At 48.0% G+C, this 14,310-nt stretch carries 16 protein-coding genes, 1 tRNA gene and 4 pseudogenes; 14 read left to right on the forward strand and 7 right to left on the reverse strand.

Going from position 1 to position 14,310, the window contains the following annotated elements; genetic code table 11:
- Nucleotides 1–161: 161 nt before the first annotated feature.
- The 3 genes from ftsL to mraZ are packed head-to-tail and all read right to left on the reverse strand — an operon-like array spanning nucleotide 162 to nucleotide 1,841.
- A complete protein-coding gene (gene ftsL, locus JQU52_RS00205) occupies nucleotides 162–434 on the reverse strand; it encodes a cell division protein FtsL (RefSeq protein WP_230339212.1) in 273 nt (90 codons plus the stop codon).
- Nucleotides 427–1,389 carry a 16S rRNA (cytosine(1402)-N(4))-methyltransferase RsmH gene (gene rsmH / locus JQU52_RS00210; protein ID WP_230339213.1) on the reverse strand — a complete coding sequence of 321 codons (963 nt, stop codon included), beginning with the start codon at nucleotides 1,387–1,389 and terminating at the stop codon, nucleotides 427–429. The genes ftsL and rsmH overlap by 8 nt, the downstream gene beginning before the upstream one ends.
- A complete protein-coding gene (gene mraZ, locus JQU52_RS00215; protein ID WP_230340612.1) occupies nucleotides 1,386–1,841 on the reverse strand; it encodes a division/cell wall cluster transcriptional repressor MraZ in 456 nt (151 codons plus the stop codon). The genes rsmH and mraZ overlap by 4 nt, the downstream gene beginning before the upstream one ends.
- Before the next feature lie 321 nt (nucleotides 1,842–2,162).
- Between mraZ and JQU52_RS00220 the strand changes: the two genes are divergently transcribed.
- On the forward strand, nucleotides 2,163–3,317 hold the full coding sequence (locus JQU52_RS00220; RefSeq protein WP_230339214.1) for a class I SAM-dependent methyltransferase: 1,155 nt from the start codon (nucleotides 2,163–2,165) through the stop codon (nucleotides 3,315–3,317).
- Nucleotides 3,318–3,624: 307 nt separating this feature from the next.
- Nucleotides 3,625–3,701: transfer RNA gene (locus JQU52_RS00225), tRNA-Met, on the forward strand.
- A gap of 96 nt (nucleotides 3,702–3,797) precedes the next feature.
- Here JQU52_RS00225 and JQU52_RS00230 read toward each other — a convergent pair.
- Both JQU52_RS00230 and JQU52_RS00235 read right to left on the reverse strand, forming a co-directional pair.
- Entirely contained in the window at nucleotides 3,798–4,064 is a 267-nt protein-coding gene (locus JQU52_RS00230; protein WP_452434024.1) for a tyrosine-type recombinase/integrase, read from the reverse strand.
- A gap of 129 nt (nucleotides 4,065–4,193) precedes the next feature.
- Nucleotides 4,194–4,852: pseudogene (locus JQU52_RS00235) on the reverse strand (transposase).
- Nucleotides 4,853–5,134: 282 nt separating this feature from the next.
- On the opposite strand from JQU52_RS00235, the gene JQU52_RS00240 reads away from it, so the two are divergent.
- From JQU52_RS00240 to JQU52_RS00290, 11 genes and pseudogenes are all read left to right on the forward strand, one after another.
- A complete protein-coding gene (locus JQU52_RS00240) occupies nucleotides 5,135–5,383 on the forward strand; it encodes a type II toxin-antitoxin system Phd/YefM family antitoxin (protein WP_230339215.1) in 249 nt (82 codons plus the stop codon).
- Between the two features lie 11 nt (nucleotides 5,384–5,394).
- Complete coding sequence (locus tag JQU52_RS00245) at nucleotides 5,395–5,655, forward strand: Txe/YoeB family addiction module toxin (protein WP_230339216.1); 261 nt, start codon at nucleotides 5,395–5,397, stop codon at nucleotides 5,653–5,655.
- Nucleotides 5,656–5,885: 230 nt separating this feature from the next.
- Nucleotides 5,886–6,245: an EamA family transporter gene (locus tag JQU52_RS00250; protein WP_230339217.1), complete on the forward strand. Its 360-nt coding sequence runs from the start codon at nucleotides 5,886–5,888 to the stop codon at nucleotides 6,243–6,245.
- Nucleotides 6,246–6,266: 21 nt separating this feature from the next.
- Nucleotides 6,267–6,767 carry a DMT family transporter gene (locus tag JQU52_RS00255; RefSeq protein WP_230339218.1) on the forward strand — a complete coding sequence of 167 codons (501 nt, stop codon included), beginning with the start codon at nucleotides 6,267–6,269 and terminating at the stop codon, nucleotides 6,765–6,767.
- A gap of 607 nt (nucleotides 6,768–7,374) precedes the next feature.
- A pseudogene (locus JQU52_RS00260) lies at nucleotides 7,375–7,650 on the forward strand (transposase); the annotation flags it as partial.
- 99 nt (nucleotides 7,651–7,749) lie between these two features.
- Entirely contained in the window at nucleotides 7,750–8,031 is a 282-nt protein-coding gene (locus JQU52_RS00265) for a hypothetical protein (protein ID WP_230339219.1), read from the forward strand.
- 24 nt (nucleotides 8,032–8,055) lie between these two features.
- Entirely contained in the window at nucleotides 8,056–8,565 is a 510-nt protein-coding gene (locus JQU52_RS00270) for a winged helix-turn-helix domain-containing protein (RefSeq protein ID WP_230339220.1), read from the forward strand.
- 65 nt (nucleotides 8,566–8,630) lie between these two features.
- Nucleotides 8,631–9,106, forward strand: a pseudogene (locus tag JQU52_RS00275) (IS630 family transposase).
- A 267-nt stretch (nucleotides 9,107–9,373) separates the two neighbouring features.
- Entirely contained in the window at nucleotides 9,374–9,595 is a 222-nt protein-coding gene (locus JQU52_RS00280; protein WP_230339221.1) for a hypothetical protein, read from the forward strand.
- A gap of 89 nt (nucleotides 9,596–9,684) precedes the next feature.
- A pseudogene (locus tag JQU52_RS00285) lies at nucleotides 9,685–10,450 on the forward strand (IS5 family transposase).
- Between the two features lie 64 nt (nucleotides 10,451–10,514).
- Complete coding sequence (locus tag JQU52_RS00290) at nucleotides 10,515–11,030, forward strand: hypothetical protein (protein ID WP_230339222.1); 516 nt, start codon at nucleotides 10,515–10,517, stop codon at nucleotides 11,028–11,030.
- Between the two features lie 357 nt (nucleotides 11,031–11,387).
- Here JQU52_RS00290 and JQU52_RS00295 read toward each other — a convergent pair whose 3' ends face one another.
- Nucleotides 11,388–11,666, reverse strand: coding sequence for a hypothetical protein (locus JQU52_RS00295; protein ID WP_230339223.1), 279 nt, complete (start codon nucleotides 11,664–11,666; stop codon nucleotides 11,388–11,390).
- A gap of 64 nt (nucleotides 11,667–11,730) precedes the next feature.
- Nucleotides 11,731–12,129, reverse strand: coding sequence for a single-stranded DNA-binding protein (locus tag JQU52_RS00300; RefSeq protein ID WP_268866622.1), 399 nt, complete (start codon nucleotides 12,127–12,129; stop codon nucleotides 11,731–11,733).
- Between the two features lie 687 nt (nucleotides 12,130–12,816).
- Here JQU52_RS00300 and JQU52_RS00305 point away from each other — a divergent pair.
- Nucleotides 12,817–14,190, forward strand: a complete 1,374-nt coding sequence (locus JQU52_RS00305; RefSeq protein WP_230339224.1) for an alanine/glycine:cation symporter family protein — start codon at nucleotides 12,817–12,819, stop codon at nucleotides 14,188–14,190.
- Nucleotides 14,191–14,310: the final 120 nt, after the last annotated feature.

A 14,310-nucleotide genomic window follows, 5' to 3' on the forward strand; every position in this document is an offset into this window, starting at 1 on the left:
CTTCTTTTATTTTTTGTGTTTGTTTGGCGGCTTTGTAGATGGGGGAGGCTTTCAGGCAGCCTCAATCCCTATTCACAACACCGTTTTTATTATTTTGTTTTCAATTTAAATACTTATTCAATTGGTTTTAGGCTGCCTGAAAACACCTGCGGCCAATGCACTCAGTGTGTTTGCGACTTGATTTCAATCATGCGGGTGTCGGCCAGTGTGGGCGGCTGTAATTGCTGCTGTACCGCCGCTTGCTGAATCAGCGTGTGGTTGGCCAGTTTGGCCTGCTCCAGCTTCAAGCGGCTGAAATCGTCGTTCAATTGCGTTTGCTGTTTTTGCGCATTGGTGAGCGCAATAAAGTATTCGCGCGATTGGTCTTGCACAGTAATCACCGCCATGCCCGAAGCCAATGCCAACAGCAGCAACACTACATTCAACTTATTCATGTGCAAACAATCCCGCTGTGCGCTCGGCCACCCGCAACACTGCCGAACGGGCGCGAGGGTTGGCGCTCACTTCGTCATTACCCGGTTTTTGCGCCTTGCCCACCAGCCGCAGCGGCGGCAATTCGCGGTCGACTTCTTTTACCGCCGCCCAGCGCGGCAAGGGCGCGGGCTTGCTGTGTTGGTTCATGAATTGCTTCACAATGCGGTCTTCCAAAGAATGAAATGCAATCACCGCCAAGCGCCCGCCCGGATGCAACATGGCCACCGCTTGCGGCAGCACCGCCGCTACTTCTTCCAGTTCGCGGTTAATGTAGATGCGAATGGCCTGGAAGGTGCGCGTGGCCGGGTCTTGCCCGCGCTCACGAGTACGGACGACTTGTGCCACGAGACGCGCCAGCTGGCCGGTTGTGGCAATTGGCTCAATTTCGCGTGCCGCAACAATGGCGCGCGCAATCGGGCGACTAAACCGCTCTTCACCATAATTCTTAATTACCTCGTGTAAATCTTGCTCCGCCGCCACCGCCAGCCATTGTGCGGCCGAGATGCCGCGCGTGGTGTCCATGCGCATGTCCAGCGGCGCATCAAAACGAAAGCTAAAACCGCGTGCCGCTTCATCAATCTGCGGCGAGGAAATGCCCAAATCAAACAAGGCGCCATCGATATGATGTATGCCCCGCTCACTCAAGGCTGCCTGTAAGGTGGCAAAGCCGTTGTGCACCACGCTTACCCGCGCATCGGTAGCTGCCAATGCTTCGGCGGTGGCAATTGCCGCCGGGTCTTTGTCGAACACCACCAAGCGCCCTGCTTCGCCCAATTGCGCCAAAATCCGGCGCGAGTGGCCACCGCGGCCAAAAGTGCCGTCCACATACACGCCATCAGGACGGACATTCAGCCCGGCCACGGCCTCTTGCAGCAATACGGTAATGTGCCGGTGCGGCGTTTGGTTTTCATTCATAGCTGCAACTGTGTTTTGCCAAGCTCGGCGGCCAGCATATCTTCGTCCATATCCAATGCGGCATTGTTTTGCTCTTCCCAACGCGCCCTACCCCACACTTCCAAACGGTTCGAGCGCCCCACCACATACACTTCTTTGTCAAACTCCACCAAGCGGCGCAAATTGGCGGGCAATAAAATCCGCCCCACGCCATCGAGCTCCATGGTATCGGCATTGTGCAGCAGCAGATTTTGGTAAGCCTGCAATACCTTGTTGCCTGCCACCGGTAAACCCAGCAGCTGGCTTTCCACCGTGCGCCATTGCGCTTCGGGATAAAGCAACAGGTGGCTACGCTTTTCCAGCGTACCCACCAAAAACGGGCTGTAATGGCGCGCCAACAGCTCGCGGAATTTGGCCGGAATCGCCAAACGCCCCTTGCTGTCTATGCTTAATTCGTATGCGCCACCAAACACCGTTTCTCTCCTCAATAGGGCGCCTTTTAGCAGAGAAATTCCACACTTCCCCACACTTTGCCCCACATGCGCACACTATAGGCAAAACAAATGCCTTGGTCAACGGAAACCCAAGGCAATTTTTCGGCTTTTACACAGAAAATTCAGCGAAGTGACAACAGCTTAATGTCCAAATAGCCAAATCGGTAAAAATAAACCATTGCCATTATTGATTTATATTGACAACGTCATTTTAATAGCTAAAAAAGCAGTCACATACGCACGCGCATCAATCCGGCTATAATGGGCGCCCATTTCGCCCATTTTTCAAATTTAAGTACCATGTCCACACATCTTCCCGCACCCGATGCCGATGCACTGGCCAGCAGCCAAGCACTGCGTCGCCTGATTGAAGCCAAAATCAGCCAAAACCACGGTTGGCTGCCGTTTTCACGCTTTATGGATTTGGCACTGTATGCCCCGCAATACGGCTATTACAGCGGCGGTGGCGCCAAATTCGGCGGTGCGGGTGATTTTATTACCGCCCCCACCCTAAGCCCCTTGTTCGGCCAAACCTTGGCGGTACAAATCAACGCCCTGCTGCCACAAACGGCCGGCGTGGTGTATGAATTCGGTGCAGGCAACGGCGCCTTGGCCGCCACCTTGCTGCAAGCGCTGGACAGCACTCAGCTAAACCAATATTACATAATTGAATTGTCGGCCGAACTGGCCGCACGCCAACGCCAATATTTGATAGAAAATGCGCCCGCATCCGCTCACAAAGTGGTGCATCTGAATAGGCTGCCTGAAACGCTGGACGGCATCATTATCGGCAATGAAGTGCTGGACGCCATGCCTGTGAGCGTGGTGCGTTGGCAGGAAAATGGCATAGAAGAAATGGGCGTGGTGCAGCAAGCATCGCAATTTGAATGGGCGGCACACCCGCTGACCGATCCGGCCTTACTGGCCATGGCTGCACCGTGGGCAGCACAGTTGCCGCCGGGCTACACCTCGGAGCTACATCCGCAGCAGCAGGCCTTTATCACCACCCTAGCGCAAAAACTCGTCCGTGGTGCCATCATCATGATTGATTACGGCTTTGACGCTGCCCAGTATTATCACCCGCAGCGCCACCAAGGCACCCTCATCGGCCACTACCGCCACCACAGCGTGCATGATGTATTTTTCCACCCCGGCCTCACCGACATCACCGCGCATGTCAACTTCACCGCCATTGCCGACGCGGGCGTGCGCAACGGCCTGGATTTGATTGGCTACACCACCCAAGCACATTTTTTACTGAATTTGGGCATTACCGAACAACTGGCTGCCGTGGCCACCCCCACCGACAACGCCTATATCCAAGCCGCCGCAGCCTGCCAAATGCTGCTGGCGCAACACGAAATGGGCGAACTTTTTAAAGTGATGGCATTCGGCAAAAATATAAACGTAGATTGGCAAGGCTTTGCCCGCGGTGATTTGTGCCACAAGCTGTAACAATACCAATCCTACAAAACAACCTAACTGCGTTGACTTGCCTACACGCCGCGCGAACGATTTTGTAAGATGCTAAAGCATTCCGTACTAGATATACCGTCTGCGGCTCAGCTCAAAGAGCACGATTTACTACGGCGCTGAGGCACCCAGTAAATCAGTTCCGCCTTGTTATCTTGTTTTATAAAATTGGCATCACAGCCATTAAATTAACCTTAAAAACAAACATCAAAACACCCAACCGCCGCCATAGGCAAAAAATAATTTGACACCCAAAACGCCTTTCAGTATAGTTTCGTCTTCATCAAACGGCGAATTAGCTCAGTCGGTTAGAGCAGAGGAATCATAATCCTTGTGTCCGGGGTTCGAATCCCTGATTCGCCACCAATCACAAGAAGCTAGGTTATTAAATAACCTAGCTTTTTTTATAAAATCTCATGTTCACTCCTTTAATTTGAAACCTCCGTGTGCCTTAATTGTGTCTCAAAGATCAATCTTAGAAACATGACTGAGTAAGTGCGTTGGTGCCAGATGGCCATACTTCTTCACCATCTCTATGGATTCCCATCCACCGAGTTCTTGTAAAATGTAAATATCCACTCCATTTTGAACCAACCAGCTTGCCCATGTATGCCTCAAGTCATGCCATCTAAAATCTTCAATATCTGACTTCTTTAAGGCGGCCTCCCAAACCTTTTGACTAATTCGCTTTAGCTTTAAAGGTTGGTTAAAGCGATCCGAGATAAACACACGTATTCAAAATACAGTTGAAAATGCCGGTACCCAACAACTCACGCATGGAATAAAACTGACCAGTGAAGGATGGGAAGCCAGAGGTTTAGATTGATTTAAGCATTAGGGTCTGTTCACAATTACTTGTCATAAAGGTAACCACATCACAATGCACCCCAATAAAACCGTACTGTGGAAGTTGCGTTTCAGCTTATCGTAACGGCTGGCAATCGCTCGGAAATGTTTCAAACGGCAAAAGCATTATCTACCAAATGCCTGATTTTATATAAATACCAGTCCATGTCTTTATTTTTCTCTTCCCTATTTCTTTTATAGGGAATATTGGCTTTCGCACCGCTTTGCTCTATTTGCTCCCTGAGCCGGTCTGAATCGTAACCTTTGTCCGCATTAACCAACTCAGTTTCGGTAAGGTTGATGTTGTCAAGCAGCTCCGGTGCAACGGTGACATCATGGATATTGCCCGCAGTACTGAGCGCTGAAGCGCAGTGTTGGTGGGCACGGATATAACTGCCGTCTATGGCTACCCACTCCAAGTCACTCTCTTGGCTGAGCTGTTTCAAGATTGCAGTAAAAATGCCTTTTTCTGACCAACGGTTATAAGCGGTATAAACAGTATGATACTTGCCGAAATACTCGGGTAAATCCCGCCACGGTATGCCGGTTCTTATTCTGTGAAGTATGCCTTCAAGAATTCTGCGCAAATTGGGTTTGCTATAAATACCCAAATCACGCAGAATAGGTAACAGCTTCGTCCAATGTTCATCTTTGAGTAGTGTACGGGGCATCGCAGGTGTATTGGGGGGGTGTGAGAACTTCCTTTTATGCCTGCGTTTCTTTTTTATTCAAGGGTATGACAAGTAATTGTGAACAGACCCTAGGAGTGATTAAAAAATCGGGAAAGAATTGTGGGCTTTCTCGATTTTTGTATTTTATTTGCAAACCATTGATAAACTATTGGCATTTTAAATAAATTTCAGATAACAGAATCCTACACTGACAAGCATACATTGAAATATGTACAGGTTTTACGTACAAAAAATCAATAAGAAATCATAAGGAAGATAACCGTGGATAAAGTAATCTCTTATACCAGCGTGCGCGAAAACTTGGCACAAGTTATGAACGATGTGTGCAATGACAAAATCATTACCCACATTACCCGCCGTAATGGCGAAAACTGTGTTTTGATGTCGGAAGAAGAATATATGTCTATGTGCGAAACACTGTACTTGTTCGGCAACCCGGCAAATGCACGCCATCTGGAAAAATCGCTTCAGGAAGCGGAAGAAGGCAAGTTTGTGCAGATTGACTTGTGAAAGGTGCAACCATGCAGCACCGTTTCACCGCATCGGCAGCCGAAGATTTCCAGTATTGGATGAAACATGATCAAAAGAAAGTTGAACGCATCAAAATACTGGTGGCCGACATCAAACAAAACCATCCGCGCGGCATTGGCAAACCGGAGCCGTTAAAACATCAAAAACAGGGCTTATGGTCGCAGCGGATAGACCGAGAACACCGCTTAGTGCATGCGATCGAGGATCGCATACTCACCATTTATGCCTGCCGTTTTCATTATGGCAAGTAACGCTACCGTTCTATAAAACAGTTACGGAATGCGAATCTTTCTTATATAAAGAAGCAATGCATATTCTTGATATGGTCATTGAACGCTATGACTATCAATATCCTCTTGAGATGAAGAAATGTTTGATATCCATGGAAATAGTATTAAAATGTGCGAAATAGCCATCCACCATCATATAGATTTCGGGCAATTCCCATATCATACAGATGCGTACTTGCTGACAGAACATCATGATTAGCTCACGTCAAAAATGGGAATTCGGTCTCATTGCAATCACAGCACTTTGGGGATGGTCGTTTGTCGCCATTCATGATGCCTTAGCGTTTTTAAGTGACTCCGCTTTTAATGCATACCGCTTTTTAAGTGCAGCCTCCATATTGGGTTTGATTCTTTTAATCAAGAAGCACGCCATCTCCCAGTATGACTGGTTTGCAGGTGGGGTTGCCGGGCTGGCGCTGTATGCCGCATTTTTATTTCAAACTAAAGGACTGGGGCTGACATCTCCATCTAATGCCAGCTTCATCACTGGTTTAGCCGTGGTGTTTACACCGCTGTTTATGTGGCTGCTATATAAAATTTTGCCAACCTGAAAACAAGCATTGGGCGCGACATTGGCCACTATCGGCTTAGCACTGTTAACCCTAAGGGGGCTGAGTGTACATTTGGGCAATATGCTGGTTTTGCTTTGCGCTGCTTCATTTGCATTGCATATTATTATTCTGTCCAAAGTCAGTAAATCGGGTGATGTTATTTCTTTGAGTTTTGTTCAAATTGCTGTTGTAGGCTTGTGCTCATTGATTCAGGCGCTGGTATTCGATGAGTTCTCTATCCCACATCAAAACAGTGTATGGACGGCTATTTTAATTATCGGCATTTTGGGCACTGCACTTGGGTTTTATGTACAAACACGTGCCCAAGTAGAATCCTCACCCAACAGAATAGCGCTGATTATTGTTCTTGAGCCTGTATTCGGCGACTTATTCGGCTATTTGCTCGCTCATGATAGGCTGACTCTGCAAAACTGGGTTGGTGCGGTATTGATTATTTTGGAAATGCTGGTGACGGAATGGCAAATTAAAAGGAAAAAACAAACTATTGATGTTGCGCATTAGAGTTGAAGCTTTTTATTTAAAAAATAATCATTTCATTCAAAAACTTATGTAACAATTATGCAGCCTTAAAATTTAAATAGTTATACCAATAAAAAAGCCCGCCACCGCACAATTTCCTGTACGGTGGCGGGCTTTTTCAGGCAGCCATTTGCATGGCCGAATCGGATTTGTAGTTGGCTTCGATGATGGCGCGCAACACCGGCGGCGATATGAACCGCCCCGAGATTCCGGGAGACACAACTCTCTGAGAGAATCTCATCATGAAAAGCAAATACGCACCCGAAGCAAAGCAACGCGCCATTCGACTGGTACAAGAGCAACGCAGCGAATATCCAACCAATGGGTGACCATTGTCGCCATCGCCACCAAAATAGGCTGAGACCTTTGCAAAACCAGATATCTGTCGCACCCGCGCAGGCGGGTGCCCAGTGCAAAGCAGCGCTTTGCTTATTTCGCACATTCCTGAAAATAACAAATTCTCTGTAAAATCAAATATTTGATTTTTTCTATTTTGATAGTGGCTACTTGCCCGATAACTGAAGCTGCGCTTCAGGCTGGGCTCCTGCCTGCGCAGGAGCGACGGAAATGACGTTTTGCAAAGGTCTCAGGCTGTTCACCCGAAACCCTGCGCAGCTGGATTAAACGACATGAAGCCGATATGGCCGATAACGGCCAAGCCGTTAACGATGCCCGGCGCATCAAGCAACTGGAAAAAGAGAATAAAGAATTACAGCGTGCCAATGTAACATCGCGCCGATTTTGTCATGCTTTTGCTTTATTTTTGTCATACCAAGTGACAAAAATAAAGCAAAAAATCACCGCCCCACAATTTTTTAAAGCCCTTTTGAACCCAAATTCAAAGGGCTTTAATTTTGCCATTTGATGCTGCTTACTCTGCCTGCAAAGCGGCACGATTGCTGGGCTCTTTTATTGATGTACGGCATTATGTGTCCATTGATAAACGGAATGCGGGAGCGTCAAAATGAACCTGAACCACGGATATCCAGCATCGTTTAAAGCCCGAAACATTGATATTACCTTTGCCTATAACATCGCACTGGCCGAAATTGCGGCAGCTTTGCACTTAGATAATGCCACCGTAACCGGCTGGCTGGGCAGCTATAATGGCCGCTTGTTTGGCAGTGAGGTAGCTTTCCATATTGCGGCCGAAAGCGATAACTTGGATGTGCATATTGCTGTTCGGCGTGTTATGCGGCGCTGGCTGCGCCGGCCTACATCGGCAGAGCAGCAATCATACCAATAAAAATAAATAAGCTATAATCACCCTATGCCTAAACTGACCCCAAAAAACCACCAGCTCACCGAGCATGATTTTCTCAAACTCGCCAAAACAGAATCCCACCCACGGGCACGGACACGGTTGTTTATATTGCACCAACTGCAACAAGGTCAAACACCCGAAGAAATCGCCCCACGGTTTGGACTCCATCCGCTAACCATACACATATTACGGCGCAAATATTGGGAATTCGGTATTGAACAGGCCATTTACGACAAACAGCGACCCGGCCGCAACAGCAAACTAAAGCCGCAAGACCATCAAGCCTTCAAACAACGCATCATCGAAGAACAAGAAAAACGCGAAGGCGGCAGGCTCACCGCCGAAGACATCCATACCATTGCCGCCCAAGAATTCAATGTCCACTACAAACACAGCAGCTGCCTATATCCTTTGTTGCACCGTATCGGCATGAGTTGGATCACCGCCCGCAGCCGCCATCCGCAGGCAGACCCACAAGCGCAAGACGCTTTTAAAAAAACTTTACCGACCGGGTAAAAGCGGTATTACCTGAACACATCAAACCCGAACACGTCGACATTTGGTTTCAAGACGAAAGCCGCATCGGACAACAAGGCAGCCTCACCCGTGTATGGCACGAAAAGGGAAAAAGACCACGCATTATCCGCCAACAGCAGTTTGAATACGCCTATATCTTTGGTGCAGTGTGCTTGAGAACCGGAACAACAGCGGCTTTGGTGATGCCTAGTGTGAACAAAGAGGCGATGCTGCTGCATTTACGGCAAATATCGAAAGAAACCCCGAAGGCCGGCATGCTGTGGTGGTGATGGACGGTGCGGGTTGGCATCAGGATGTCAGCGAACTGAAAAACATATCGATATTGAAACTGCCGCCGTATTCACCGGAATTAAACCCTATAGAACGGATATGGCGGCAGCTGAAGCAAACCTCTTTATCCAACCGTTGCTATAAGGGCTATGGGCAGATTGTAGAGGCCGGCTGTCCTGCGTGGAATGCGTTGGTTGCAGAAAAAGACAAGCTCTGTTCGCTGGTGGCTTGTGAATGGGCTTTATTATAGATTATTTATTTTAAATGGTATCACAAGGCGCTCCGGGTGATTCTTGTTATTTGATGGCATCGGTATTGCTGGCACAGGTTTAATACATAAAGCGGCGGCGGTTTTTACGCCGCCTTTTTTGCTTTTTAAAGCCCTTTTGAATCTATATTTAAAAGGGCTTTAAATTTGCCATCTGATGCTCATTATCTGCCTTACAAAGCGGCACGATTGCTGGGTGTTGTCGGCCACCAGAGTTATGATGGATACATCAAAACAAGGAGCCGCAGCATGTATAAAATGACCCGCAAAGCCATGTATGACATTTTTGGCGACATCGTAATGCATCAAGCTGTAACAGCCGCTTGGCACGGTGACGAATACACCCATCCGAAGCACGGCGTTTGCCGCGCGGTGTTTTACGGGGTTTGGCAGAACGAAATTGTTTGCCTGCTTAAGCCAGGCAGCACGCAGCCGGTGGCGTTTTATTTGATGCAAAGGCCGCAATACTAGGGTCTGTTCACAATTACTTGTCATACCCTTGAATAAAAAAGAAACGCAGGCATAAAAGGAAGTTCTCACCCCCCCCCAATACACCTGCGATGCCCCGTACACTACTCAAAGATGAACATTGGACGAAGCTGTTACCCTATTCTGCGTGATTTGGGTATTTATAGCAAACCCAATTTGCGCAGAATTCTTGAAGGCATACTTTACAGAATAAGAACCGGCATACCGTGGCGGGATTTGCCCGAGTATTTCGGCAAGTATCATACTGTTTATACCGCTTATAACCGTTGGTCAGAAAAAGGCATTTTTACTGCAATCTTGAAACAGCTCAGCCAAGAGAGTGACTTGGAGTGGGTAGCCATAGACGGCAGTTATATCCGTGCTCACCAACACTGCGCCGCAGCCTCAGCGCTCAGTGCGCAAGAGGATCACGCAATCGGTATGAGCTGAGGCGGCAGAACCAGCAAGATTCATCTGGCTGTAGATGCTGCAGGCAATCCGATTGAGGTTATCGTTACTGCGGGCAATATCCATGATGTCACCGTTGCACCGGAGCTGCTTGACAACATCAACCTTGCCGAAACTGAGTTGGTTAATGCGGACAAAGGTTACGATTCAGACCGGCTCAGGGAGCAAATAGAGCAAAGCGGTGCGAAAGCCAATATTCCCTATAAAAGAAATAGGGAAGAGAAAAATAAAGACATGGACTGGTATTTATATAAAATCAGGCATTTGGTAGAGAATGCCTTTTGCCGTTTGAAACATTTCCGAGCGATTGCCAGCCGTTACGATAAGCTGAAACGTAACTTCCACAGTACGGTTTTATTGGGGTGCATTGTGATGTGGTTACCTTTGTGACAAGTAATTGTGAACAGACCCTAGGGCTGATATTATTTTTAATACCGATTTTTCAAAAAATAATATGGCTGAATCTGATATTTCAGCTTACTTTATATGTGCATCAAAACTTCCTGTAGGCCATACTTGGGGAAATACACCTTTAAGATGGTGGGATGATGAAGGCTTTAAAAAACGCTATGGGACTTTTACTTACGAAATTCAATACAATCAAATAATAACCCAAAATTATGCACTTATTGAACAAAATAATCTGTTCTCTAAAACAGATCAAGATAACTGGAGCTATGGTCGGCCTGAATATTATGAACTTCCTTTTCTTCTATTCAGTAGCTCCAGTGAAAAAGTAGCAGCTAATCTGCCTGTACCTTTAAAGAAAAGTCAATATCAGAAAGGTTTATATCTATATCAGCAAAAAGGTAGAACCTTAATTCTGATTGATAATAATTTTGATGTGCGTAAAAAAAGTGAGCTTCCTATAAATATACGCGTGCCAAACATACCTAGTACTACATCCGCACTTGCCTGTGTATGGGAGGACGATTTTGTTATCCAAAGTGATTATAAAGATAAAAAATGATCAATAAATTAAATTATTAGTAATTTTTCTTGCTTCTATATTCATTCTTACGCAAATAATTACTACCACTCCCGCCACCGCACAATTTCCTGTACGGTGGCGGGCTTTTTCAGGCAGCCATTTGCATGGCCGAATCGGATTTGCAGTTGGCTTCGATGATGGCGCGCAACACCGACGGCGATACGCTATTAAATCGGTGATTGGCTGAGGTACAGATAGCGGTTCGGGAAACACTGAAGCCGCCTAATGGGCAGCCTCTTGAGGGTTTATTTCTGGCGAGTCTGCCCGAACCGGAATTTCTTTGTGTAGTTGGCTGCCATCCATTCGAGATTACGCTTGGTCTCTTGCCGCAGCCATTCAATCTCGGATGTGCTCAACATCCGGGGCTTTGCGGATGCGTCCGGCTTCGCCTTGAGTGAATTTGTTGATTCCATAACCAAATTCCTCTTTCCAGTAATCATCCATGCGGTCGCCATACTTCTGCTGGATGGCGTCCATCATAGAGGGTTTAATCACAATATTCAATGCGCCTTCGTGCGCAGTCATCACTGCCGCACCAATCACTTTGCCGCCTCGGTTTTCAATATGGCCTTTCAGCGTGGTAATGGTGCTGCCCACCGATAAGGTGTCACCCATAATCAGGTATTCACGCCCCGGCTTGACATCGCCGGTGAAGCCCGGCTGGAAAGCCAGCCGGTGGTCAATACCGGCACCGGTACGGCTGACTTTGAGCCTCCTCAGTCGGGCGGTTGGCCACCTTCACGCCAAGTTCCTTGCTGCCGAGCATTTTCATTTCGTTACCGATGATTTCATACGCAATACGTTCCATCCCGTCTTTACCGGTGTATTTACGGCTCTGAATGCGTCCGTCAATGTAAACCAAACCACCTTTGCGCAAATATTGCCCGGCGATTTCACCCAGCTTGCGGTACAACACAATGTTGTGCCACTCGGTGCGGGTTTGGCGGTTGCCGTCACGGTCTTTCCACTGTTCTTCAGTGGCAATGGAAAAATGGCATACGGCATCCCCGTTGGGCATATAGCGTACTTCCGGGTCGCGCCCGAGGCGGCCGATAAGTTGGACTTTGTTCACAGTCATGAGCGTGCTCCATGTTTGTTCAAGGCATAAAAAATGCAAACTTAAACACCCTTCGAAGGTGCTTAAATTTGCATTCTGGTGCTACCAATCATTCGAAATCTACGAAAATCGGTGTGCCATATTTGTGACTAATTGTAGGCGATTTATACTGTATATGGCTGTATGTGCAAGCATTACATATATTTAAAATCAATTGGTTATTTTGATAATGGAAGAATCATAATCCTTGTATTCGGGGTTCGAATCCCTAATCCGCCACCAAAATATCAAGAGCCTAGCTTGTTATACAAGCTAGGCTCTTAATTCATTTCGGCCAGCGCCGCACAAAATAATCCATCGGGCGCACCAACCCATTTTTTTGCCCACGACTAAACCTTATAGCCTTCTGCATCCATATAGGCTTAAGTAACTCAATTGTATATAAAAATCCAATCGTCACCACCAGCACCTTACCGCTTTCTCAGCCACAGTCATCTAAGAATTTATTAACAAAACCTTGCAGATTATTAACACTTGTGCTTGAATAAAGCCGATTTTGGCAGGAGCAGGCAATGCAATCCGTTTGCCTTTTTTGCCACGCAAGTGCCAAAATTTCCTAAATAGCACATTTTAAAACCAACCACAGCGGGGTTTTGGTCATATTCCGTCCGGCATCCCCGGCGCACACACAATCATTCAGGAGGCAGTATGGAAGGTTTAAAATCCTTGTTCGATACCCTAGGCAATCTGGTTTGGGGGCCGTATATGTTGGTGCTGTTGGTGGGCACCGGCGTTTATCTTACCGTACGCCTGTTGGGGCTGCAATTCACCCTGCTGCCCTATGCCTTAAAACAGGCTTTTATGCCGCACAAGAAAAAAGCCGATGGCAGCGACCATGAAGGCGATATTTCCCATTTTGGCGCTTTAATGACCGCCCTGTCGGCCACCATCGGCACCGGTAATATTGCCGGTGTGGCCACTGCGGTGGTACTGGGCGGCCCCGGTGCCGTGTTTTGGATGTGGATTACCGCTATTTTCGGTATGGCCACCAAATACGGCGAAGGCGTGCTGGCGGTGAAATACCGCGTGGTCAACAGCAAAGGCCAAATGTCCGGCGGTCCGATGTATTACATCGAGCGCGGTTTGGGCAAAAACTGGAAATGGATGGCTTATGCCTTTGCCTTCTTCGGCACTGTGGCCTCTTTCGGCATCGGCAGCTCAGTGCAGTCCAACTCGGTGGCGCAAGCGGTGCACACCAGCTTCGGCGTTGATGGCTGGATTACCGGCGTGGTGCTCACCGTGTTCACCGGCATTGTGGTGCTGGGCGGCATTAAAAGCATTGCCAAAGCCGCCTCCCTGATTGTGCCGGCCATGGCGGTGTTTTACGTATTGGGTGGCTTGGCCATTATTATCTACAACGCCCATTTGCTCGGCGATGCGGTTGGCCTGATTTTCAGCGATGCCTTTACCGGCCAAGCCGTGGCCGGTGGTGCCATCGGCGCCGTGATCCGCTACGGTGTGGCACGCGGCGTATTCTCCAACGAAGCCGGCATGGGCTCAGCACCCATTGCCGCTGCCGCCGCCAAAACTGACCACCCCGTGCGCCAAGCATTGGTATCCATGACTGGTACTTTTATCGACACCATTGTGGTGTGCTCGATTACCGGCATCGTATTGGTGATGGGCTTAATCAGCACCGGCCATTTTGTGAAACCGGAGCTCACCGGCGCCGCCCTTACCACCAGCACCTTCAACCAGCTTTTGCCAGGCCCTGGTGGTTGGGTGGTATCCATCGGCTTGATTTTCTTTGCCTACTCCACCATTCTGGGCTGGAGCTACTACGGTGAAAAATGTGCCGCCTATGTATTTGGCGACGGCGCCACTCTGATTTACCGCTTGGTATACGTGGGCACCGTGATGCTGGGTACCGTGGCCAGCTTGGACTTGGTATGGTCCGCCGCCGACACCTTTAACGGCTTGATGGCCATCCCCAACCTGATTGCCTTGCTGCTGCTCTCCGGCGTGATTATTAAAGAAACCAAAGACTTTAAAGCCAAACGCGCCAGCGGCGAATTGCATTAAGCATACCGCAGATTCAGATACAATCTGTAATGAAAGGCTGCCTGAAACCATTTCAGGCAGCCTTTTGCTGATTGCATTTATTTCATTTAAAATCAATTAAATACTATAGCAACAAAAATA

It is taken from the genome of Paralysiella testudinis, assembly GCF_016894345.1.
Classification (GTDB): domain Bacteria; phylum Pseudomonadota; class Gammaproteobacteria; order Burkholderiales; family Neisseriaceae; genus Paralysiella; species Paralysiella testudinis.